19 protein-coding genes and 1 pseudogene are annotated in these 22,097 nt (G+C 72.1%); 7 read left to right on the top strand and 13 right to left on the bottom strand.

Annotated features, from left to right (window positions below; genetic code table 11):
- Positions 1 to 62: 62 nt before the first annotated feature.
- Positions 63 to 1,565 carry a SulP family inorganic anion transporter gene (locus ABZ833_RS10405; RefSeq protein ID WP_361043834.1) on the bottom strand — a complete coding sequence of 501 codons (1,503 nt, stop codon included), beginning with the start codon at positions 1,563 to 1,565 and terminating at the stop codon, positions 63 to 65.
- Positions 1,566 to 1,686: 121 nt separating this feature from the next.
- A complete protein-coding gene (locus tag ABZ833_RS10400; RefSeq protein WP_361043832.1) occupies positions 1,687 to 2,061 on the bottom strand; it encodes a hypothetical protein in 375 nt (124 codons plus the stop codon).
- Between the two features lie 267 nt (positions 2,062 to 2,328).
- Between ABZ833_RS10400 and ABZ833_RS10395 the strand changes: the two genes are divergently transcribed.
- The gene (locus tag ABZ833_RS10395; RefSeq protein ID WP_361043828.1) at positions 2,329 to 3,345 is read left to right on the top strand and encodes an alpha/beta fold hydrolase; all 1,017 of its coding nucleotides are present in this window, start codon (positions 2,329 to 2,331) and stop codon (positions 3,343 to 3,345) included.
- A 16-nt stretch (positions 3,346 to 3,361) separates the two neighbouring features.
- Here the strand turns inward: ABZ833_RS10395 and ABZ833_RS10390 are convergent, their stop codons facing one another.
- The 8 genes from ABZ833_RS10390 to ABZ833_RS10355 all read right to left on the bottom strand — a co-directional run bounded on the left by ABZ833_RS10390 (position 3,362) and on the right by ABZ833_RS10355 (position 11,755).
- A complete protein-coding gene (locus ABZ833_RS10390; RefSeq protein ID WP_361043825.1) occupies positions 3,362 to 5,047 on the bottom strand; it encodes a serine/threonine-protein kinase in 1,686 nt (561 codons plus the stop codon).
- Between the two features lie 67 nt (positions 5,048 to 5,114).
- Positions 5,115 to 6,227 carry a 3-oxoadipate enol-lactonase gene (gene pcaD, locus ABZ833_RS10385; protein ID WP_361043822.1) on the bottom strand — a complete coding sequence of 371 codons (1,113 nt, stop codon included), beginning with the start codon at positions 6,225 to 6,227 and terminating at the stop codon, positions 5,115 to 5,117.
- Complete coding sequence (locus ABZ833_RS10380) at positions 6,224 to 7,720, bottom strand: adenylosuccinate lyase family protein (protein WP_361043819.1); 1,497 nt, start codon at positions 7,718 to 7,720, stop codon at positions 6,224 to 6,226. Before ABZ833_RS10380 ends, pcaD begins: the two co-directional genes overlap by 4 nt.
- Positions 7,717 to 8,271, bottom strand: a complete 555-nt coding sequence (gene pcaG / locus ABZ833_RS10375) for a protocatechuate 3,4-dioxygenase subunit alpha (RefSeq protein WP_361043816.1) — start codon at positions 8,269 to 8,271, stop codon at positions 7,717 to 7,719. Before pcaG ends, ABZ833_RS10380 begins: the two co-directional genes overlap by 4 nt.
- Positions 8,271 to 9,041, bottom strand: a complete 771-nt coding sequence (gene pcaH, locus ABZ833_RS10370) for a protocatechuate 3,4-dioxygenase subunit beta (RefSeq protein ID WP_361043814.1) — start codon at positions 9,039 to 9,041, stop codon at positions 8,271 to 8,273. Before pcaH ends, pcaG begins: the two co-directional genes overlap by 1 nt.
- Before the next feature lie 55 nt (positions 9,042 to 9,096).
- Positions 9,097 to 10,299 carry a thiolase family protein gene (locus ABZ833_RS10365; RefSeq protein WP_361044761.1) on the bottom strand — a complete coding sequence of 401 codons (1,203 nt, stop codon included), beginning with the start codon at positions 10,297 to 10,299 and terminating at the stop codon, positions 9,097 to 9,099.
- 2 nt (positions 10,300 to 10,301) lie between these two features.
- Positions 10,302 to 10,973 (bottom strand): CoA transferase subunit B, encoded by a 672-nt coding sequence (locus tag ABZ833_RS10360; protein WP_361043811.1) that lies wholly within the window; start codon positions 10,971 to 10,973, stop codon positions 10,302 to 10,304.
- On the bottom strand, positions 10,973 to 11,755 hold the full coding sequence (locus ABZ833_RS10355) for a CoA transferase subunit A (protein WP_361043809.1): 783 nt from the start codon (positions 11,753 to 11,755) through the stop codon (positions 10,973 to 10,975). Before ABZ833_RS10355 ends, ABZ833_RS10360 begins: the two co-directional genes overlap by 1 nt.
- Before the next feature lie 178 nt (positions 11,756 to 11,933).
- Here ABZ833_RS10355 and ABZ833_RS10350 point away from each other — a divergent pair, with 178 nt between their 5' ends.
- Positions 11,934 to 12,401 carry a MarR family transcriptional regulator gene (locus ABZ833_RS10350; protein ID WP_361043806.1) on the top strand — a complete coding sequence of 156 codons (468 nt, stop codon included), beginning with the start codon at positions 11,934 to 11,936 and terminating at the stop codon, positions 12,399 to 12,401.
- A 38-nt stretch (positions 12,402 to 12,439) separates the two neighbouring features.
- Here ABZ833_RS10350 and ABZ833_RS10345 read toward each other — a convergent pair whose 3' ends face one another.
- On the bottom strand, positions 12,440 to 13,387 hold the full coding sequence (locus tag ABZ833_RS10345) for a DUF3048 domain-containing protein (protein WP_361043803.1): 948 nt from the start codon (positions 13,385 to 13,387) through the stop codon (positions 12,440 to 12,442).
- A 71-nt stretch (positions 13,388 to 13,458) separates the two neighbouring features.
- Entirely contained in the window at positions 13,459 to 15,252 is a 1,794-nt protein-coding gene (locus ABZ833_RS10340) for an FAD-dependent oxidoreductase (protein WP_361043800.1), read from the bottom strand.
- Between the two features lie 400 nt (positions 15,253 to 15,652).
- Between ABZ833_RS10340 and ABZ833_RS10335 the strand changes: the two genes are divergently transcribed.
- The 4 genes and pseudogenes from ABZ833_RS10335 (at position 15,653) to ABZ833_RS10320 (ending at position 19,930) form a co-directional block, all read left to right on the top strand.
- Entirely contained in the window at positions 15,653 to 16,717 is a 1,065-nt protein-coding gene (locus ABZ833_RS10335; protein WP_361043797.1) for an ABC transporter substrate-binding protein, read from the top strand.
- Positions 16,714 to 17,568, top strand: a complete 855-nt coding sequence (locus ABZ833_RS10330) for an ABC transporter permease (protein WP_361043794.1) — start codon at positions 16,714 to 16,716, stop codon at positions 17,566 to 17,568. The genes ABZ833_RS10335 and ABZ833_RS10330 overlap by 4 nt, the downstream gene beginning before the upstream one ends.
- Positions 17,544 to 18,266 (top strand): annotated as a pseudogene (locus ABZ833_RS10325) (ABC transporter ATP-binding protein); the annotation flags it as partial. The gene ABZ833_RS10330 and the pseudogene ABZ833_RS10325, both read left to right, overlap by 25 nt.
- A gap of 329 nt (positions 18,267 to 18,595) precedes the next feature.
- On the top strand, positions 18,596 to 19,930 hold the full coding sequence (locus ABZ833_RS10320; protein WP_361043792.1) for an LLM class flavin-dependent oxidoreductase: 1,335 nt from the start codon (positions 18,596 to 18,598) through the stop codon (positions 19,928 to 19,930).
- Between the two features lie 4 nt (positions 19,931 to 19,934).
- Here ABZ833_RS10320 and ABZ833_RS10315 read toward each other — a convergent pair whose 3' ends face one another.
- The gene (locus tag ABZ833_RS10315; RefSeq protein WP_361043789.1) at positions 19,935 to 20,996 is read right to left on the bottom strand and encodes an ATP-dependent DNA ligase; all 1,062 of its coding nucleotides are present in this window, start codon (positions 20,994 to 20,996) and stop codon (positions 19,935 to 19,937) included.
- A gap of 73 nt (positions 20,997 to 21,069) precedes the next feature.
- Here ABZ833_RS10315 and ligD point away from each other — a divergent pair, with 73 nt between their 5' ends.
- Entirely contained in the window at positions 21,070 to 22,083 is a 1,014-nt protein-coding gene (ligD, locus tag ABZ833_RS10310; RefSeq protein ID WP_361043785.1) for a non-homologous end-joining DNA ligase, read from the top strand.
- The last annotated feature ends 14 nt before the right edge of the window (positions 22,084 to 22,097 follow it).

Here is a 22,097-nt window from a genome sequence, read left to right as displayed (position 1 = left end):
AGGGGCGGAGTACCGCCGGACGGGCTCTGCCCGAGCCCGTCCGGCGCAGGACGGTGACACCCTCAGGCCCCGGACGCCACCCGCACCGGATCAGTGCCCTCCGCACTGTGCCGCTCCGCCCAGCTCTCCAGCGACGTACGGCACGCGTGGTCCAGATGCCGCAGGTCCGTGAGGTCGAGGTCGATCGGTCGGTCCTGGGGCAGTGCCTCCAGCGCGTCGAGGAGCTTGGGGAGGCGCAGGAACGTGGCGTTGCCCGTCAGATGGACGCGGATCGGTCCCGCGCCCTTGTCGACGACCTCCACGTGCACGTGCGAGGTCTCCCACGCGGTCTTCATGACGGCGAGGGCGAGACCGATGAGGACACCCTCGAACATGTTCACCGTGACGATCGCCGCGGCCGTCACGGCCAGGACGACCGCCTCACCGCGGTGTTCGCGCCACAGCTCCGCCAACTGCCGTACGGGGACGAGCTTGCAGCCCGCGTGCACGAGGACGCCCGCGAGCGCCGCGACCGGGATGAGGGCGAGCGCGGCGGGCAGCAGCGCCGCGAAGAGGAGCAGCCAGACGCCGTGCAGGACGCGGGACGCCTTCGTCCGCGCGCCCGCCCGCACGTTGGCCGAGCTGCGGACGATGACGGCGGTCATCGGCAGGGCGCCGAGCAGCCCGCACACGGTGTTGCCCGCGCCCTGCGCGATCAGTTCCTTGTCGTACGACGTTCGCGGGCCGTCGTGCAGTCGGTCCACCGCGGCCGCGCTGAACAGGCTCTCCGCCGACGCGATCAGGGCGAACGCGAGCACGGTGCCGATGGCGCCGAGACTCAGCAGGTCCCCGAAGGCGGCGCCGTCCGGCATCCGCACCGCCTCGACGAGCCCCCGCACCTCGACCGTGGCCACCGGCAGGGAGAAGAGCAGCGTGGCACCCGTGGCGAGCGCCACGGCGGCGAGCTGGGCGGGCACCACGCGCAGCTTCGCGGGGAGCCGGTGCCAGAACACGAGCACGGCGATGGTGCCGAGGCCGAGCCCGAAGGCGGTCAGGGCGCGCTCCGAGCCGATGATCCCGGTGAGCATCCCCGGCAGCCCTGCGATCTTGTCGAGGCCGCTCGCGGGAGCCTCTCGGTCCGCCATGGCGTACAACTGCCCGGCGATCAGGACGAGTCCGATGCCGGCGAGCATGCCCTCGACGACGGCCACGGAGATGGCGCGGAAGAAGCGGCCGAGCCGGAGGGCGCCCATGGCCAGCTGGAGGATCCCGGCGACGAGCACGAGGGCGCCGAGTGCCGCGAGACCGTACTCCCGCACGGCTTCGTACACGAGGACGGTGAGTCCCGCGGCGGGACCGCTGACCTGGAGGCTGCTGCCGGGCAGCAGCCCGGTGACGAGACCGCCGACGATGCCGGTGATCAGGCCGAGTTCGGCGGGCACTCCGGAGGCGACGGCCACGCCCACGCACAGGGGCAGGGCGACGAGGAAGACGACCACGGAGGCGGCGACGTCGTGCCGCGCGCTGTCGGGTGCCCTGAGCAGGGAGCGGGCGCGGTCGAGTACGGAGGCAGGGGAAGGCTGCATGTCGGTTGACTCCTGAGCGCCGTGGGGGGCGCATCGGTGTGACGTGGACCGGTGTTCGGGTCCGGCCGGCGGACGCGTCGGACGCGTGTGCCTGGCGGCATGGCCGTGCCGGAGGAACCGATCAGCAGCGGAAGACCTGGAGCAGGGCCGGAAGCTCGCGGCCCGCTGGTCTCGTCTCGTGGTGGGCGGCGGCGACGGGCCGCCGCGCGGGCGTGCCGTCGTCCGCGGGAGCGACCGCGTGGGCCTGGAGACGCGGGGTCGTGTCGGGGGTGAGGTCGCGGCAGAGAGGGCGGCCGCGCGCCCGGAAGCGCTCGGAGGTCTCCTCCGGGTGCGTGTCGTCGCCGCAGTGCGCGTACGGTGCCGTGGCCGGTGGGATGCGGGATTCCGCGCCGTGAGTGGGTTCGTTGACCCCGTGCGCGAAGAACTGGACGGTCACCAGGAGCACGGCGAGCAGCGCCGCGGGCAGCACCCGCCTGCGCACTCCGGCTCCCGTCACAGTGGCAAATTCCTTACGTGGCCGCGTAACTCGCATGGTCACCAAGTAACTTAACCCGCCAGATGTGTCACCTGGGTGACCGGCGGTGACATGGCGCGACAGCCACCCTTCGATCAGGCGTACGTGACGTGTTTGCGCGGGCAGAGCGTGCGGGCACTGGGGTGCTACGCCGCCACGTGGCTTCCGCGGACGGATCGGCGCCCCTATTGCGCCACCCGAAACCCCGCCGAAACCACCCCAACGCACCGCACACCTACACTCCGGCCCATGGCGCGGATCCTGCCCTTCCAGCCCAGGCGGCTTCCCACCGGCGACGAGAGCGGGGCCCTGCTGCAGTTCCGAACGGTGCACGGCTACCGGCGCGCGTACCGCGTCGCCGGTGAGGGACCGGCGATTCTGCTGATCCACGGCATCGGCGACTCATCGGCGACCTGGTCCCCGCTGATCCCCCAACTGGCCCGCAGCCACACGGTCATCGCCCCCGACCTGCTCGGCCACGGCGCCTCCGAGAAGCCACGGGCCGACTACTCGGTGGCCGCGTACGCCAACGGAGTGCGGGACCTGCTCGGCGTGCTCGGCGTCGATCGGGTCACCCTCGTCGGGCACTCGTTCGGCGGCGGTGTCGCGATGCAGTTCGCCTACCAGTTCCCCGAGCGCGTGGACCGGCTCGTCCTGGTGAGCACGGGAGGCGTCGGCCCGCAGGTCACCCCCGTGCTGCGGGGCGTCTCGCTGCCCGGCGCCGCGCTGCTGCTCTCCCTGCTCGGACTGCCCGGCGCCGACGTGCCGGTGCGGGCGGTGGTCGCGCTGCTCAGGCTGCTCGACACCGGTCTCGGGCGGGACGCCCCCGAGTTGATGGGTCTGGTCGACGCGCTGCCGGACGTGTGGGCGCGGGCCGCGTTCATCCGTACCCTGCGGTCCGTCGTCGACTGGCGCGGCCAGGTGGTCACCATGCTGGACCGCTGCTACCTCGCCCAGGGCATGCCCACGCTCCTCGTCTGGGGCGACCGGGACGGCGTCCTGCCGGTCGACCACGCGTTCACCGCGCACGAGGCGATGCCCGGCAGCCGCCTCGAAATCTTCCCGGACGCCGGGCACTTCCCCTTTCACGCCGACCCCGCGCGCTTCCTCTCGCTCGTCGAGGAGTTCATCGGGGCGACGGAACCGGCCAATTGGAGCATCGATCAGTGGTGGCGCCTGCTGCGGGCGGGGCGGCCGGGCGACGACGCGTACATCGACGAGATGGAGCGGCGCTATCGCGAGGCGAGCGAGCGGAGCGCCACCTAGCCGCTCCCCGTCGGTGCTACGAGGCCCGATCCCGCCAGACCGTCATGTCCGCGCTCAAGAAGCTGAACCCGCCGTTCGGCAGCGCGGTCGACTTCACCTGGACCACGAGCAGGGCGATGTCTCCGGCAGGATTCTTCACGCAGATCTCGCTGCCGGCCGCCACCGCGGCCAGCGGGAGGTCGTGGCTGTCGGCGCCCGTGAGGGCGGTACGGCACGAGTCGAGGGTGGCCCCCGGCTTGCTGTACAGCAAGGTGATCACGCTCTTGTCGCTCTCCAGCGCGCAGCTGGTCTCCCCGCAGACGAAGCGGATGTCGCCCTTGCGGTCCTTGCGGTCGACCGGCTCCCTGAGGCTCACGGAGTTCTTCTCGTCGAACCACTCCTGGGGGTACGCGACGGCTTGCGGAGGGGCGGTAGCGGTCGACGAAGAGCCGGAGGAGGGGCGCGACGCGCCTGCCGCGCCGTCGCTCTTGTCGCCGGTGCCCGAGCCCTCGCCGGTCGCCGCCCTCTCGCCGTCCCCCGAAGACCCACCGGCTGCCGACCCGGACGCCGCGCCGGATCCCGACGACCGTTCGGACGCCGACGAACCGGACTTCGCGGACGTGTCCCGATGGCGCAGCAGATCCGTCGCGTCCATCACCGTCCACGTCAGGCCGAGCACCAGCAGCGCACCCCCCGTCACGATGCCCGTGATGAGCGCGTTGCGTCTTCGGCGGGCCCTCCGCTCGTCCTGCCCCATGGGCACGGTCGGCCGCGGCGGCGCGAACAACGGCTGCGTGTGCATCCGCGTGGGATGGGGGACCGGCGCCGGAACCGACACCTCAGGACCGGTGACCTCCCGCCAGACGGTAGGCCCCGCGCCCGCGTCGGCACCCGGGCCGAGCCGCTGCCTGCACCAGTCGACGATCTCCGCCAGGGTGGCCCGCTCCGCCGGATCGGCGGCCAGGCACCGGGCGAACAGCGGCCGCAACTGCGCGGGCAGCAGGGAGAGATCGGGCTCCGAGTGCACGATCCGGTACAGCACGCTGACCGAGGGCCCGTCCCCGTACAACGGCTCGCCCAGTGCCGCGAACGCCGCTGTCTGGCCGAGTGCGAAGACGTCGGTGGCCGCGGTGACCTCGCCCACGGACGCCTGCTCGGGAGCCATGAACTGGGGCGTGCCGACGGCGCTGCCCGTCGCGGTGTGCGGGGATGTGGCGCCCGAGGCCAGCGAGATGCCGAAGTCGATCACGCGCGGCCCGTCGGCGGCGAGGAGCACGTTCGAGGGCTTCAGGTCCCGGTGCACGATCCCCGCGCCATGGATGGCCTGCAGCGCCTCGGCGACCCCCGCCATCAGCCACAGCACCGCGGGTACCGGCAGCGGTCCGCTGCGGGCGACCGCATCCGACAGAGAGGGACCCGGCACGTACAGCGTGGCCAGCCAGGGCGGCACGCCGTCCGCGTCGGCGTCGATCAGCTCGGCCGTGTAGGCGCCCCGGACCCGCTGGGCCGCCTTGATCTCCCGGCTGAACCGCCGCCGGAAGGCCGGGTCGTCGGCCAGCTCGGGCCGTACCACCTTGATCGCCAGCGGTCGGCCGCCCTGCGTGTGCGACAGGTAGACCCGGCCCATGCCTCCCGCGCCGATCCGGGCGGCGAGACGGTAACCGGCCACCACGGGCGGATCGTCCGCCTGCAACGGCTGGAACACCTCAGTCGCATCGTTCATCGCCACGTGCCCCCCTGCTCTCCCCTGACCCCCTGATCAGCAGCAGCCTAAAGGGTGCCCATGACCGCTACTCCTCCGCCAGGACCCGCTGCGCCACCGCGAACGCCGAATTGGCCGCCGGGACGCCGCAGTAGACGGCCGTCTGCAGCAGTACCGCCCCGATCTCCTCGGGGGTGAGCCCATTGCGGCGGGCCGCACGGACATGCATGGCCAGCTCGTCGTAGTGCCCGTGCGCGACCAGGGCCGTCATGGTGATCATGCTGCGCTCGCGGTGCGCGAGGGTGGGGTCGGTCCAGATCTCGCCCCAGGCGTAGCGCGAGATGAAGTCCTGGAAGCGAGCCGTGAAGGGCGTGGTGTTGCCCTGCGCGCGGTCCACGTGCGCGTCACCCAGGACCGCTCGCCGCACGGCCGTCCCGCTCGCGGGCGCTCCCGTCAAGTGCGTGCGCAGCGCGGCGACCACGGCCTCCGGTCGCTCGGCCGGCGCCAGATGCGAGGCGCCCGCCAGCTCGGTGAGGGAGGCGCCCGGCACCGCGTCGGCGATCTCGCGGGCGTGGGCGGGTGGCGTCGCCGGGTCCTCGCGGCCCGCGACGACGAGCGTGGGCGCGGTGATCGCCGCCAGCGCCTCCCTGATGTCGTACGCGGCCAGGGCGTCGCAGCACGCGGCGTACGCGTCGGGGTCGGTGCCGCGGTGGTCGTCCACCAGGCGGGGGACCGTGAACCCGGGCGTGAACCAGCGGTCCGGCGCGCTCCGGGCGAGGTCGGCGAGGCCTTCGCGGCGTACGAGTGCCGCGCGCTCCTCCCAGCGGGCGCTGCCGCCGAAGTGCGCCGACGAGCAGATGACGGCGAGGCTCTCCACCCGCTCCGGATGGTGCGCGGCCAGGTGCAGGCCGACGGCGCCGCCGAGAGAGACACCCGCGTACGCGAAGCGGTCGATGCCGAGGGAGTCGGCGAGCGCGAGGACGAGTGCGGCCAGGTCGGCGACGGTGGCTCCCGGGCCGATCAGGTCGGCGGGGGACTTGCCGTGGCCGGGCAGGTCCCAGCGCACGACCCGGTGGGTGGTGGAGAGTTCGGGTGCCACGGCGTCCCACAGGGCGGTGGACGTGCCGACGGAGGAGCCGAGGAGGAGAGCGGGCGCGGCCGGGGCGCCCTCGGTGGTGTGGTGCGGCAGCTTGCCGGTCATCGTCGCTCCAGGGCTCGGTCCGTGAGGGCTCCGGCGGAGCCGGTGTAACGGGTGGGGTCGGTGAGTTCGGTGAGGTCGACGGCCGAGAGGCCGGGCTCTTCGGCGAGGACGTCCGCGAGGGACCTGCCCTCGTCCCGGGTGCGCAGGGCCGCCGAGGTGAGGAGTTCCTTCGCGCGGGCCCTGCCCAGGAGCGGGGTCAGCTCCGCCGTGAGGCGTTCGGAGACGATCAACCCGTGGGTGAGGCCGAGGTGTTCGCGCATCGCGTCCGGGTGGACCCGGAGGTTCTCGGTGAGCTCTGCCGCGTGGCGGCTCGCGCCGCCGACCGTGCGCAGGAGGTCGCGCAGGGGTTCCCACTCCGCGTGCCAGGCGCCCGCCGGGCGTTCGTCCTCGGCGGCCATCGACGCGTGGAGCGCCGCTGCCAGGCCGGGGGAGCGCCGCGCGGCGGCCGCGATGAGGGTGGAGCGGACGGGATTCGCCTTGTGCGGCATGGCGGATGAGCCGCCACCCGCTCCTTCGGAGAGCTCGGCCAGCTCCGTGCGGCTGAGGGTGAGGATGTCCGTGGCCGCCTTGCCCAAGCCTCCGGCGGTGAAGGCGAGAGCCGCGGCGAGATCGGCGACCGGGGTGCGGAGCGTGTGCCAGGGGAGGGTGGGTTCGGCCAGTTGGAGATGGCGGGCGTAGGCCGCGACGAGGCTCTCCCCGAGCCCGCCCGCGTCCGGGGTCGCCTCCGACGGCGAGCCGCCCGCGTCCGGGACCGCCTCCGATGGCGAGTCGCCCGCGTCCGGGACCGCCTCCGATGGCGAGTCGCCCGCGTCCGGGACCGCCTCCGATGGCGAGTCGCCCGCGTCCGGAAACACCCCCGGCGACGAGTCGCCCGCGTACGCCCCGAACGCGGCCAATGTGCCTGCCGCACCCCCCAGTTGAGCAGGAAGCGCGTCGCGCACCGCCCGCGCCCTGTCCCGCGCGTCGAGCACCAGCGCGCGCCAGCCCGCCGCCTTGAGGCCGAACGTCGTCGGGACCGCGTGCTGCGTCAGGGTGCGACCGGCCATCACCGTGTCCCGGTGTTCCGCGGCGAGGAGGGCGAGTGCCGCCTCCGTGCGGGTCAGGTCCGCCAGGATCAGGTCCAGCGTGCGCCGCGCGACCAGCATCATCGCCGTGTCCATGATGTCCTGGCTGGTCGCTCCCCGGTGGACGTACGGCGCCGCGTCCGCGGGCACCGCCGCCGTCAGGTCCGCGACCAGCGGGATCACGGGATTGCCGCAGGACCGCGCGCGCAACGCGATGTCGCGTACGTCGAAGCGGTCGGCGCGGGCCGCTTCGGCGACGGCCGTGGCAGCCTTCGCCGGGGCCAGGCCCACCGTCGCCTGGGCCCGCGTCAGAGCGGCCTCCGCGTCCAGCATCGCCTGCAGAAAGGCGGTGTCGCCCGTCGCCGCCTCGGCCGGGGAGCCCGCTCGCCCGGGGGCGAGCAGACCGGCATCGGTACCTTCAAGACTCACTGGAACTCCAGGAACACCGTTTCGCCCTCGCCCTGAAGGCGGATGTCGAAACGGTACGTGTGGCTCGCCTCGGGGCGGGCGATCAGCGTCGTGCGCCGCGCCGGGGCAAGGGAGCCGAGGAGCGTGTCGCCCGGCTCGTCGACCAGGTAGGCGCGCGTGTACAGGTGGTGGAGCAGACCGCGCGCGAAGACCGCGACCGCGATGTACGAGACGCCGCCCGGCGGCAGCGTACGGACCGTGAAGTGGCCGTCCGCGTCGGTCGGGACGCGGCCGAACCCGGTGAACGCGAGCCCGTCACGGCCGATGACCTCACCCGTGACCGGGTCGTGCCGCAGCGATCCCGGCGCGCCCGTGCGGGAGCCGTCGGGCGCGGGCTGCCAGGTCTCGATGAGGGCGTCGGGCACGGGGTTTCCCGCGCCGTCGTACACGTACCCGTGCAGGGTGATCGTGTCCGGGTGGCCGGTCGGTGCGACCTCGCCGCCCCGCGGGAAGGGCAGCGCGTAGCCGTAGAAGGGGCCGACCGTCTGGGAGGGAGTCGGAGCGTACGACATCAGTGGTGGTCGCCTTCCTCGAAGAGCGTCGCGGAGGGGCCGTCGAGGACGATGTCCCAGCGGTAGCCGAGCGCCCACTCGGGGGTGGAGAGATCGTGGTCGTAGGCGGAGACCAGGCGCTGTCGCGCCGACTCGTCGGTGACCGAGCGCAGGACCGGGTCGTAGGCGAACAGCGGGTCGCCGGGGAAGTACATCTGCGTCACCAGGCGCTGTGTGAACGCCGTGCCGAAGAGCGAGAAGTGGATGTGCGCGGGGCGCCACGCGTTGACGTGGTTGCGCCACGGGTAGGCGCCCGGCTTGACCGTCGTGAAGGAGTACGTTCCCTCGTCGTCGGTCAGGCAGCGGCCGAAGCCCGTGAAGTTCGGGTCGAGCGGCGCCGGGTGCTGGTCGAGCTGGTGGGCGTAGCGGCCGGACGCGTTGGCCTGCCACAGCTCGACCAGCTGGCCGCGCACGGGCCGTCCTTCGCGGTCGAGGACCCGGCCGGACACGGTGATCCGCTCGCCGAGCGGCTCGCCCGGGTGCTGGCGGGTCAGGTCCCGGTCGAGCGCCGTGATGTCGGTGACGCCGAACGTGGGGCCGCTCAGTTCCACCGCCTCCGGGTCGCGCAGCGGTATCAGCGGCTGCTTGGGGTGCCGGAAGTGGCTGCTGCGGTACGGGGGATAGTCGCGCGGCGGGTGATCGGCGGGCGCCGCCGCGGCTTGCGCCTTGGCGACCTCCGTGTCGATCTCCCGCTGGCTGAGCCCGTCGGGCAGGGGTTCGGTGAGGGTCATGTCTCTCGGCTCCGTGAGGTACGGCGTGGTGGCGACGGTGGTGGTGGGCGACGGCTCAGCGTTCGAGGACCAGGGCAAGGCCCTGGCCGACGCCGATGCAGAGGGTGGCGACGCCCGTGCCCGCGCCGCGCCGGGCGAGCTGGTGGGCGACGGTTCCGGCCAGTCGCGCGCCGGACGCGCCGAGCGGGTGGCCGAGCGCGATGGCGCCGCCCTGCGGGTTCAGGACGTCCGGGTCGAGGTCGGGCCATTCGGCCACGCACCCCAACACCTGTGCCGCAAAGGCTTCGTTGAGCTCCAGCGTGCTCAGATCCCCGAACGACCTGCCCGCCTTCGCGAGGGCCCGGTTGACGGCCTCGACCGGCGCGAGCCCGAAGTAATGCGGCTCGATCGCGGACACGGCGGACGCCGAGACGCGGGCCAGCGGCTCGCGGCCCGTCGCCTTGAGACCCTCGTCGTCGACCAGGAGCAGCGCGGCGGCGCCGTCGTTGAGCGGCGACGCGTTGCCGGGCGTGACCGTGCCGTCGGGGGTGCGGAAGGACGGCTTGAGGCGGGCCATCGCCTCCAGGGACGCGTCGGCGCGTACGCACTCGTCGTGCTCGAAGAGGACGGGATCGCCCTTGCGCTGCGGGATGGCGACCGGCGCGATCTCGGCGTCGAACAGGCCGTCCTTCCGGGCCTGGGCCGCCTTGCGGTGCGAGGCGAGTGCGTACGTGTCCTGCTGCTCGCGCGTGATCCGGTGCTTGTCCGCGACGAGTTCGGCGCTCTCGCCCAGCGGGACCGTCCACTGCGGCTCCATCCTCGGGTTGACCATGCGCCAGCCCAGCGTGGTGGAGTACAGCTCCGTGTGCCCGGCGGGGAACGGCCGGTCGTTCTTCGGCAGGACGTAGGGCGCGCGCGTCATCGACTCGACCCCGCCGGCCAGGGCGACGGAGACGTCGCCGAGCGCGATGGCCCGCGCGGCCTGGATGACGGCTTCGAGCCCGGAGGCGCAGAGCCGGTTGACGGTCACGCCGGGCACCGTCACGGGCAGGCCCGCGAGCAGGGCGGCCATGCGGCCGACGTTGCGGTTCTCCTCGCCCGCGCCGTTGGCGTTGCCGAAGTAGACGTCGCCGATCCGGGCGGGATCCAAGTCCGGTGTGCGGGCGAGGAGTTCGCGGATGGCGTGGGCGCCGAGGTCGTCGGGGCGGACGCCCGCGAGCGCGCCGTTGTACTTGCCGACGGGGGTGCGTACGGCGTCGACGATGTAGACGTCACGCAGGCTCATGACGGGGTTCCTTCGGGGGCGGCGGCAGAGACGGCTTCGGGGACGTGCACCTTGGCGGCGGTCTTGGCGATGACCTCGTCCGCCGTGACCCCGGGGGCCAACTCGACCAGTTCCAGGCCGGTTTCGGTGATGTCGAGGACGCCGAGGTCGGTGATGATCCGGTTCACGCAGGCCCGGCCGGTCAGCGGCAGCGCGCACTCCTGAAGGATCTTGGGCGAGCCGTCCTTGGCGGTGTGCGTCATCGCCACGATCACCGTGCGCGCCCCGTGCACCAGGTCCATCGCCCCGCCGATCCCCGTGATCATCTTGCCGGGGATCGCCCAGTTGGCCAGGTCCCCGCGCGCGGAGACCTGCATGGCTCCGAGCACGGCGACGTCGATGTGGCCGCCGCGGATCATCCCGAAGGACAGCGCGGAGTCGAAGTAGGAGGCTCCGGGCCGGACGGTGACCGTCTCCTTGCCCGCGTTGATCAGGTCCGGGTCGACCTCGGCGTCCGTGGGGTAGGGGCCCACGCCGAGGATGCCGTTCTCGGACTCCAGGACCACCTCGACGCCCTCGGGGAGGTAGTTGGGGATCAGCGTGGGCAGTCCGATGCCCAGGTTCACGTACTGACCGTCGCGCAGCTCGCGTGCGGCGCGTGCGGCCATCTGCTCACGGGTCCAGGCCATCAGCTGTCCACCGTCCCTCGTGCGCCGGGCGCGGAGACCGTGCGCCGCTCGATGCCCTTGTCCGCTGCCTGCTCCGGGGTCAGCTCGACGACCCGCTGTACGTAGATCCCCGGCAGATGCACCGCGTCGGGGTCGATCTCGCCCGGCTCCACCAGCTCCTCCACCTCGGCGATCGTGACCCGCCCGGCCATCGCGGCGAGGGGGTTGAAGTTGCGGGTGGACTTGTTGAACACGAGGTTCCCGTGCCGGTCACCCCTGGCGGCCCGCACCAGCGCGAAGTCGGTCCTGATGCCGCGCTCCAGGACGTACTCCTGACCGTCGAACTCCCGCACCTCCTTGGCCGGCGAGGCGAGCGCCACCCCGCCCGAGCCGTCGTAGCGCCACGGCAGCCCGCCGTCGGCGACCTGCGTGCCCACCCCGGCCGGCGTGAAGAACGCGGGGATCCCGCACCCTCCGGCGCGCAGCCGCTCGGCGAGCGTGCCCTGCGGGATCATCTCGACCTCCAGCTCGCCGCCCAGGTACTGACGGGCGAACTCCTTGTTGGCGCCGATGTACGACCCGGTGACCCGCGCGATCCGGCCCGCCGAGAGCAGCACCGCGAGCCCCGACTCCATCGCCCCGCAGTTGTTGGACACCACCCGCAGGCCCGAAACCCCGGCCTCGTACAGCGCCCCGATCAGTACGCCCGGCACGCCGCTGAGACCGAATCCGCCCACCGCGAGCGACGCGCCGCCCGGCACGTCCGCCACCGCGTCGGCGGCAGAGGCCACCACCTTGTCCATCCGTCGAGCCCCATCTCTTCCAGGCCTTCGATGCCCATCCATGCCTCGCACATTAATCAGGGCACTGACTATTTCTGCGAGGTTGAACTTACGCTGCCACTCGTTCCCTAGGTCGTCAAGGGCGAGTACTGTTCAGTGCACCAACGGAAAATCCCGTGCACAAGGCAGTGGAGGACTCATGGCGGCGGTGGACCTGACCACCCACCCCGGGCACCTGGCCCGGCGTCTCCAGCAGGCGCACTATCTGCTGTGGAACACGATGGTCTCCGAGGAGATCACCTCGCCGCAGTTCGCCGTCCTGAACGCGCTCGTCGCCGAGCCCGGTCTTGATCAGCGCACCGTCGGCGAGCGGGTCGGCCTCGACCGGTCCACCATCGCGGAGGTCATCAGCCGCCTGATGCGCCGCGAGCTGCTCGACAAGGTGCGCGACCCGCAGGACGGCCGCCGGTATCTGCTGCACCTCACGGACGAGGGCAAGCGCACGCACCGCAAGCTGACGGTGCGCACGGCCCGGATGAACCAGGTCTTCCTCGGGCCGCTCTCCGAGGAGGAGCAGACCCTGTTCTTCGACCTGATCCAGCGGGTCTCGGACGCGGCGGAGAACCTCCGCAACCCCGCCGAGCACCTCGCCGCCCCCCGGGCCTGAGTACGCGGAGGCCGCGGAGAATGCGGAGGCCGCGGCCCTCACGCCTTCGCGTACACCACCCACACCTGGCCCTTGGCGAACGGCAGCCGCTCGCCGCCGTCCGCCGCCGTGAACTCCGTGCCGCCTCGCGCGGACGGCCGGTCCCAGCGCGCTTCGTAGGCGCGGCCGTCCCGCAGGACCCGTGCCTTCCCCGAGCCGACGGTCTCGGTGAACGGCGTGTTGTTCCCCGAGCGGTCGTGGAAGCGGGACTCGCGCACCTTCACGTACTGCACGACGACCGTCGACGCGGCCAGCTGCTTGCCGTCGGCCGTGCGCGCCCGCGTGCCGTCCATGGAGACCAGCCAGCGATCTTGCGCTGCCGACCAGGTGAAGGTGAACCGTGCCGCCGGGAAGCGGATCGTGCGCTCACGTTCCGGGGTGCCGCCCTTGGGGCGCGGACCGAACCGGAAGCCCGTGCTCTCCAGGCCTCCCTTGCCCAGGTCGGCGTCCAGCGCCTTCGGGCGTACGAAGAGGTTGTGCGGGGCCGGCTTCGCGCCGCTGCGGAAGTAGGCGTCGCCCGGCGCCTTGCCGGGCGTGAGCGGTCGCAGGGGAGCCGCCGAGATCAGCGGCAGGAGCTTCGACTGCGCCCCCGAGAAGGCGAGAGCCGGATCGTCGAACTGCCGCAGCAGCTCCAGATCCGTCTCCCGCGCGCTGCGCACCGGTCCGATCACGGACGGCAGCCGCCCCGCGTACACCGCCATCAGGCGGCTCAGCCCCGCCTCGACCTGTTCCGCGTACACGACGTCGGCCGCGTCCAGGCCCGTCTGCGGGCGGGCCGGGCCCACGTTGTCGATCTTCACGGCGAGCACGCGCCCGCCGGAGTCCGCCTTCCCGTCGGCTCCCCTGGTGTCGCTCAGGGTGCAGCCGGGCACCAGGCCCAGGGCGGCGACGGCCGCCACCGCCGCCACCGTCATGCGTCGTGTCCGCTTTCCTGCTCCCGTTCCCATACTGGCTCTCTACCCCGTCTGCCCCAGCTCTCCCGTCCCTCGGCGCCTCGGTCTCCCTGCCCTTCTGCCCTTCAGCCCAGGTCGAGGGCGTTGCGCAGGCCGAGCCGGTAGCGGGTGCGGTCATGGCGCTTGAGGAGCTCGATCGCGGGGGCGCGGAACAAGGAGGCGACCGTGCACGGTGCGGCGTCCGAACCGACCCTCTCCAGGAGAGCGTTCACCGCCTGGCGCGCCGATGTGTTGGCGCCCTCCATGGTCGCGAGGTCGATCGGCACGGCCACGTAGTCGCCCGCCAGGTAGAGGTTGGGGATCTTCGTGGCGGCCGACGGGCGGTTGTGGAGCGTGCCGACCGGGTGGATGAGCAGCTCGTCCTCGTTGGTCGGGTTCGGCGTCCCGATGCCGTCGACGCCCGGGTCCAGGAACCACGAGTGCAGCTTGCTGTCGCTCAGGACCACCTTGCCGGTGTCGTTGAGCGCGGCCTTGAGCTGCGCCCACACCTCCTTGGCGACCTCGTCGCGCGTGCACTGCTTGGCCGTCTTGCCGTAGAGGATCCCCGGCTTGTCCCACTCCGAGATGTCCACCGAGAGGCACTCGACCGCGACGCCGTCCCCGTACTCCGCGGGGAAGTCACGGTCCGGCCAGTGGCCCGCCTGCGCGATGCCGGTGAGCGACCAGGGCGAGTCGATGCAGTTGAAGTGGCCCTTCACCACGGGCGGGCGCTCCGTCAGATAGAACTGGATGCCCGTCATCCAGTCCGTCTCCAGCTTGTCGCAGCGCGCCAACTGCGGGTCAGCAGCCTTGAGTTCAGCGCTCCACGTCCTGCGCGCGTGCTCCACCGGCATGGCCTGGATGTAGTGGTCGGCGGTGACGTCGCGGCGTACGCCGTCGGGATCCTCGATGACGGCCTTCGTGATCCGGCCACCGGCGAAGCCCAGCTGCCGCACGTTCCAGCCCATGCGGAACTCCACGCCGAGCGACTTCAGATGGGTCACCCAGGGATCGATCCACGCCTCGTTCGTCGGCGCGTTGAGCAGCCGGTCCGGCGGGCCGTCGGCGCCCTGGCCGAGCGCGTTGAAGACGAAGGCCTCGCCGAGCGTGCCGACGGTGCGGGTGCTCGCCTCCTCGGCCTTGGTGGCGACGATGTTGCGGGTGACGCCGATCGCGAGGATGCGCTGGTAGTCCTTCGACATCTTCGCGGCGCGCACGAACTCCCACCAGGGCATCGCCTCCCAGGTGTCGTCGCGGCGCTCGTCGCAGCTGGTGAGGAAGACCAGGGCGCGGTTCACGAAGTACGCGACCTCGTGCGCGGGGAGGTTGAATGCGGTGTCCAGGAGTGCGGTGAGCGCCCGCGCCAGATCGTCGAGGGTGAGCTTCTCCGGCTCGCTGCCCTGCCACGGGATCGGCATCCGGATGTCCTCGCGCCCGGTGCGCGCGAACGACATCTCGCGCGGCGCCGCGAGGTTGTCCCAGACGCCGTTCGCGTTGCCGGGGAAGGGGATGCGGCGCATCGTGTCCGGGAGGTTGTGGTAGATCCCCGGGATGAAGCGGAAGCCGTGCTCACCGGGCAGCGGCCTGCGGTTGCCCTTCGCACTGTTCGGTACGTCCATGCTGCGGGCCTTGCCGCCGAGCGCCCTGCGCTCGTAGACCGTGACGGCGAAGCCGCGCTCGGCCAGTTCATGGGCCGCGGTGAGACCGGCGACGCCGCCGCCGAGCACGGCCACGGACTGCTTTGCCGGATCCGCCCGCGGGGCGCGGTCGTCGGCAGCCGCCGGCAGCGCCCCCGCCCCCAGGGCCGCCACGCCGCCCGCCGCGGCAGCCCCCGCGACGAACGTCCGCCTCGTGCTGCCCGCAGCTCCCGAGTACCCCATGACCCGTCCCCCTTACCGTAAGTAACACCCGTATCAGGCGAGGGAGCTTACGGTCGGCGCCCGTGACGGGGAAGCGGCGCGAGGCCGCGCGGCCGCACATTGGCGTGAATGCGTTCCCGGCAGGGGCGTCGGGCGGTGGTGTGACGTGCGTATGGCCGGAGTGCGAAGGCTGCGTTTCCGGAAAGCCGGGGCGCGTGAGATGACTTGACCCTCTCTTGGCGCCGTGGCTAGTTTCGACGCCATGCGAATATCCCGGCGGTTCAAGCAGCGGCGCGCTGTTGATCTGATGCGCGTCGCCACCGCTCTGTGTAGCTGACGCTCGGAACGTTTCTTGCAGGAAGCCTCGGGAATTCCAGGCTTCTCCTTCTTCCGTGCTGTCCGCACTCCCGGGAAAGAGCCCATGCCCACACACATACGGGCGGCGCTCGGCGCTGCCCTCGTCGCCCCGCTGCTCCTGGCGGGGTGCGCCGACACCACCTCGTCGACCACGACGGTCGACGCCAAGCAGGTCTCCGCCAAGATCCCGGAGAAAGTGGATCCGGGCACCACCATCACCGTCGGCGCGCCGGACGCCCAGGTCGCCCTGAAACTCTCCGGACAGCTCGACAAGCTGCCCTTCAAGGTGAAATGGGCCAACATCAGCGGTGGCCCCCAGTGCTCCGAGGCATTCAGGGCGCATTCTCTCGACGTGTGCTCGGCCGCTGAAATCCCGTCCATTCACGCGCATTGGACGGGGCTCGACACAAAACTGGTGGCCGCCAAATTCCGCAAGGACCCGCTGAAGCACCCCACGTACGAAATCGGCATCGCACCCGGCGCGGACATCGACACCCTGAAGGACCTGCGCGGCAAGAAGATCGCCTACAGCCCGGGGCAGGCGCAGGGCGCCCTCGTCCTGCGCATCCTCGCCAAGGCAGGACTCGCCAAGGACGACGTGGAACTCGTCGAACTGCCGAGCACCGGCGACGTCTACCCGTCCGCGCTCGGCAACGGCCAGGTCGACGCGGCGCCGCTCGGCGGGGTCAACATCAAGCGCTATCCCGCGAAGTACGGCAAGGACGGCGCGAAGACGATCCAGCACGGCCTGCGGGACGACCCGGGCCACCTGTGGGTGCCGACCGAGTCGGTGGAGGATCCCCAGAAGGCCGCGGCCATCAGGGAGTTCGTGAAGTACTGGGCGCGGGCCGCCGAATGGGCCGACCAGCACCCCGACAAGTGGATCGACGGGTACTACGTCAAGGACCAGGGCCTGACCCGCGCGGACGGCGAGTACCTCGTCAAGGGGATCGGTCACCCCGACATACCCGCCGACTGGACCGCCGCCATCGCGCGCCAGCAGAAGACCGTCGATCTGCTGGCGAAGGAGACCGGCAAGGAGTCCTTCGACGCGGAGGTCCTCTTCGACCGGCGGTACGAGTCGGTCGCCGCGGATGCCGTCAAGTCCGGTGAGGGGGAGGGCACATGAGCGCCGAAGCTCCCGCTCTGACCAAGGCCGTCACCCGTGCCGAGCCCGTGGCCCCGGCGCGCCGCCGGCCCCGGCGCCGCAGGCTCGGCCCCGGACGCCCCGTCCCCTACGGCTGGGCGATCGGCCCCCTGCTGCTCCTCGCGCTCTGGTCGGCGGGGTCGGCCGCCGGGTTCATCGACGCCCGCAACCTCTCCGCGCCCTGGACCGTGGTGAGCACCGCGGGTGACCTGATCGCGGAAGGGCGGCTCCAGTCGAACCTCGCCACCTCCGCCGAACGCGCCCTGCTCGGGCTGCTCTTCGGCACGGCGGCCGGGCTCGCCCTCGCGATCGCCGCGGGGCTCAGCAGGATCGGGGAGGGCATCATCGACGGACCCGTGCAGATCAAACGGGCCATCCCGTCGCTCGCGCTGATCCCGCTGCTCATCCTCTGGTTCGGCATCGGCGAGTCGATGAAGGTCATCACCATCGCGCTCGGCGTGTTCGTCCCCGTCTACATCCACACCCACAACGGTCTTCGGACCATCGACGGCCGATACGCCGAACTCGCCGAAACCGTAGGGCTTTCGCGCACCGGGTTCGTGCGGCACGTCGTCCTGCCGGGGGCGCTGCCGGGCTTCCTGCTCGGCATGCGGTTCGCGGTCACCGCGGCGTGGCTCTCGCTCGTCGTGGTCGAGCAGGTCAACGCCACGAGTGGCATCGGCTACATGATGGAGCTCGCCCGCACCTACGGGCAGACCGACATCATCATCGTCGGCCTCGTGGTGTACGGCCTCCTCGGTCTCATCTCGGACGCACTCGTCCGGCTCGTGGAGAGGAAGGCGCTGTCATGGCGACGCACACTGGCGGGCTGACGGACGAGGGCGCGGCCGTCCGCACCGACGCGACCATCCGCACCGACGCGACCGCCCGCACCGACGCAGCCGTCCGCATCGAGGGGCTCGTCCGCTCCTTCGGCGACCGGAAGATCCTGGACGGTCTCGAACTCGCCATCAGAGACGGCGAGTTCGTGGCCCTCCTGGGCCGAAGCGGCTCAGGGAAGTCCACGCTCCTGCGGGCCCTCGCGGGGCTCGACCATGAGGTCGAGGGCAGCGGAGAACTGTCCGCGCCCGGCGATGTCTCGGTGGTCTTCCAGGACGCACGGCTGCTGCCCTGGAAGCGGGTCCTGGACAACGTCGTCCTCGGTCTGACGGGCACGGGAGCCAGGGAGCGCGGCCGCGCGGCGCTCGCCGAGGTGGGCCTGGCGGGCCGCGAGGACGCCTGGCCCGCGGACCTGTCCGGCGGCGAACAGCAGCGGGTCTCGCTCGCCCGCTCCCTGGTGCGCGAGCCTCAACTCCTGCTCGCGGACGAGCCGTTCGGTGCGCTGGACGCGCTCACGCGCATCCGTATGCACGCCCTGCTGCGACGCCTCTGCGAGGCGCACCGCCCGGCCGTGCTTCTGGTCACCCACGACGTCGACGAGGCGATCGCACTCGCCGACCGGGTGGTCGTCCTGGACGCGGGGCGGATCGCGGCCGACGTACGGGTGGAGCTTCCCGCTCCACGAGGCCAGGGGAGTCCCGCGTACGCGGCGCTGCGGGGGCGGTTGCTGCGGCAGCTGGGGGTCGAGGCGGACGGCGACGAGCCGGTCGGCAGCGAACCAGCCCGGCACGGTGCTGCCCCTGCGCAGGATGACGGCCCGGCGGAACGCGCCGACCGGACGGACGGGGATCGCGGGGCGGCGGGCGGTCCCGCCGACACGGTGGCCGTCGGCACGGTGGCCGTCGGCACGGCGGGCGCCGAGGCCGCGGGCGATGCCCGGGCATTCGTGGCCCCGGCGGACGGCAGCCCCGTCGGCGACGCACCCGCCCTTGGCGGGCGAGCCGCGGAGGTGAGCCGCGCATGAGCCGCCGCGAGCTGCACCTCAATCTCTTCGTCTACCCCGGCGGGCACCACGAGGCCGCCTGGCGCCACCACGGCTCCGATCCCGCGCGGATCCTGGACGTCGAGTTCTACCAGGACCTCGCACGGCGCGCGGAGGCCGCGACCTTCGACGGGATCTTCTTCGCCGACGGCCCGGCCCTCGCCGACAACGTCCGCTACGCGAGCCGCTTCCGCCTGGAGCCCTTCACCTGGCTCTCGGCGATCGCCGCCGTCACGCGGCGCATCGGCCTCATCGCGACCGCGTCCACCACCTACAGCGAGCCGTACAACCTGGCCCGCCTCTTCGCCTCGCTCGACCACCTCAGCCGTGGCCGTGCGGGCTGGAACATCGTCACCACCGGAGCACCGCAGGCCGCCCTGAACTTCGGCCTCGACGCGCACCCGGTGCACGCCGAACGGTACGACCGGGCACGGGAGTTCCTCGACGTCGTCACCAAGCTCTGGGACAGCTGGGAGGACGAGGCGCTCGTCGCCGACCAGAAGACCGGGCTCTTCGCCGACACCGACCGCATCCACGCCATCGACCACGAAGGGCCGCACCTGAAGGTGCGCGGCCCGCTCAACACCCCGCGCACACCGCAGGGCCGCCCCGTCTACGTACAGGCGGGCTCGTCGGAGGACGGCCGTGCCTTCGCCGCGCGGTACGCGGAGGCGGTGTTCACCGCGCACCAGACGCTCGGCAACGGCCAGGACTTCTACGCCGACCTCAAGAAGCGGGTGGCGGGGATCGGGCGCGACCCGGACAAGGTGCTCGTCCTTCCCGGCATCAGCCCCTTCATCGGCTCCACGGAGGCCGAGGCGCGCGCCCTGCACGACGAGTACAACGAACTCACCCAGCCCGAGTACTCCTTGCAGCTCCTGCACCGCATGCTCGGCCTGCGTCTCACCGCCGAGCAGCTGGACGGTCCCGTGCCCCGCGAGCTCATCGAGACTGGTGGCGAGCGGGGCAACGGCAGCCGCTTCCAGGTGATCCTCGACATCATCGAACGCGAACAGCCCACCGTGCGCGGCCTGTTGCACCGCCTGGCCGGGGCCCGCGGGCACCGGGTCATCGCGGGCACGCCCGAGCAGGTCGCCGACCAGATCCAGGAGTGGTTCGAGCAGGGGGCCGCCGACGGATTCAACGTCATGCCACCAGGGCTGCCCGGCGGCTTCGACCTCTTCGCCGACCAGGTCGTGCCGATCCTGCGCGCCCGCGGCCTGTTCCGCACCGAGTACACGGGCACGACGCTGCGCGACCACTACGGGTTGGAACGCCCGGAGAGCCAGTACGCGCGGGCGGTGAATGCGTGACCCGCTAGCGCAGCACATCCGCCAGGTCGTACCGGACCGGCTCCTCCAGCTGGGCGAACGTACAGCTGTCAGGGGCCCGGTCCGGTCGCCAGGTGCGGAACCGCGCCGTGTGCCGGAAGCGCTGCCCGTTCTCCATGTGGTCGTAACTCACCTCGCACACGCGCTCGGGGCGCAGCGGCACCCAGGACAGGTCCTTCTTGCCCGACCAGCGGCTCGGCGCGCCCGGCATCCGGGACGTCTCGTGCGCCGCCTCGTCCGCCCAGGCCGCCCAGGGGTGCCCTGCGGCCGACTCCATCCGCAGCTCTTCGAGCTCGTCCACCAGCTCCGCACGCCGCTGCATCGAGAACGCGGCGCAGACCCCGACGTGCTGCAGGGTGCCGCCGTCGTCGTACAGGCCGAGGAGGATCGAGCCGATGATGGGGCCGCTCTTGTGGAAGCGGTAGCCCGCGACCACGCAGTCCGCCGTGCGCTCGTGCTTGATCTTGAACATGAGGCGTTCGTTCTGGCGATAGCGCAGGTCGAGCGGTTTGGCGATGACGCCGTCAAGGCCCGCGCCCTCGAACTGCTCGAACCACGTCCGGGCCAGCTCCGGGTCCATCGTGGCGGGAGCGAGGTGGACGGGGGCGCTCACGCCCTCCAGGGCCGCGGACAGCTGTGTGCGCCGGTCGGCGAGGGGCGTGTCGACGAGGGCCTCGTCACCCAGGGCGAGCAGGTCGAAGGCCACGAACGAGGCCGGAGTCCGCTCGGCGAGCGTCCGCACCCGGGACGCGGCGGGGTGGATGCGCTCCGTGAGGGCGTCGAAGTCGAGCCGCCCGTCCCTGGCGATCACGATCTCGCCGTCCAGGACGCAGCGGGCGGGAAGGCGCTCCAGCAGCGCCTCGGCCAGCTCGGGGAAGTACCGGGTCAGCGGCTTGCCCGTACGGCTGCCGATCTCCAGATCGGCGCCGTCCCGGAAGACGATCGCACGGAAGCCGTCCCACTTGGCCTCGTACTGCATGCCCGGCGGGATCTTCGCCACGGGTTTGGCGAGCATGGGCTTGACGGGGGGCATGACCGGCAGATCCATGCATCGATTCTGTCCCCATACGTCACTCCTCGCCCGGTATGCGACTTGTCTCCTTTACGCCTAGCGTGGCCGCATGGGTGGAAAAGCGGTCGAGCTCGACGCGGGCGGGCGGGCGGTGCGGCTCTCCAGCCCGGACAAGGTCGTCTTTCCGGAGCCTGGCTTCACCAAGCTGGACGTCGCCCGCTACTTCCTCGCCGTCGGCGACGGGATCGTCCGCGCCCTGCGCGACCGCCCCACGACGCTCCAGCGCTTCCCGGACGGGGTCACCGGCGACTTCTTCTACCAGAAGCGCATCCCCAAGACCCACCCCGACTGGATCCCCACGGCCACCATCGCCTTCCCCAGCGGCCGCACGGCCGAGGAGATGTGCCCCACGGAGGTCGCGGCGGTCATCTGGGCCGCCCAGTTCAACACCCTCACCTTTCACCCCTGGCCGGTACGGCGCGAGGACACCGACCACCCCGACGAGCTCCGCATCGACCTGGACCCGCAGCCCGGCACGGACTACGGCGACGCGGTGCGCGCCGCGCAAGAACTCCGCGCGGTCCTGGACGAGTTCGGCCTCCGGGGCTGGCCCAAGACGTCCGGCGGACGCGGCATCCACGTCTTCGTACCGATCGAACCCCGGTGGGACTTCACCGGTGTACGGCGGGCCGCGATCGCCTGCGGACGCGAGCTGGAGCGCCGCATGCCGGACGCCGTCACGACCGCGTGGTGGAAGGAGGAGCGCGGCGAGCGGATCTTCGTCGACTACAACCAGACCGCCCGCGACCGCACCATCGCCTCCGCCTACTCCGTGCGGCCCCGCCCGAACGCCCCGGTCTCCGCGCCCTTGCGCTGGGACGAGGTCGACGACGCGGTGCCCGAGGACTTCGACATCGGGACGATGCCGGAGCGGTTCGCCCAGGTCGGCGACGTACACGCGGACATGGAGCAGCACGCCTTCTCCCTGGAGGCACTCCTCGATCTCGCCGCCCGCGACGAACGGGACCACGACCTCGGTGACCTGCCCTATCCGCCCGAGTACCCGAAGATGCCGGGCGAGCCGAAGCGGGTGCAGCCGAGCCGGGCCAAACACGAGGAGTGAAGGGCCGGGGGAGA

It is taken from the genome of Streptomyces sp. NPDC047525, assembly GCF_040643025.1.
Classification (GTDB): Bacteria; Actinomycetota; Actinomycetes; order Streptomycetales; family Streptomycetaceae; genus Streptomyces; species Streptomyces durmitorensis.
Note: the sequence above shows the minus strand (reverse complement) of the source record. Positions and strands in the feature narration are given on the sequence as shown.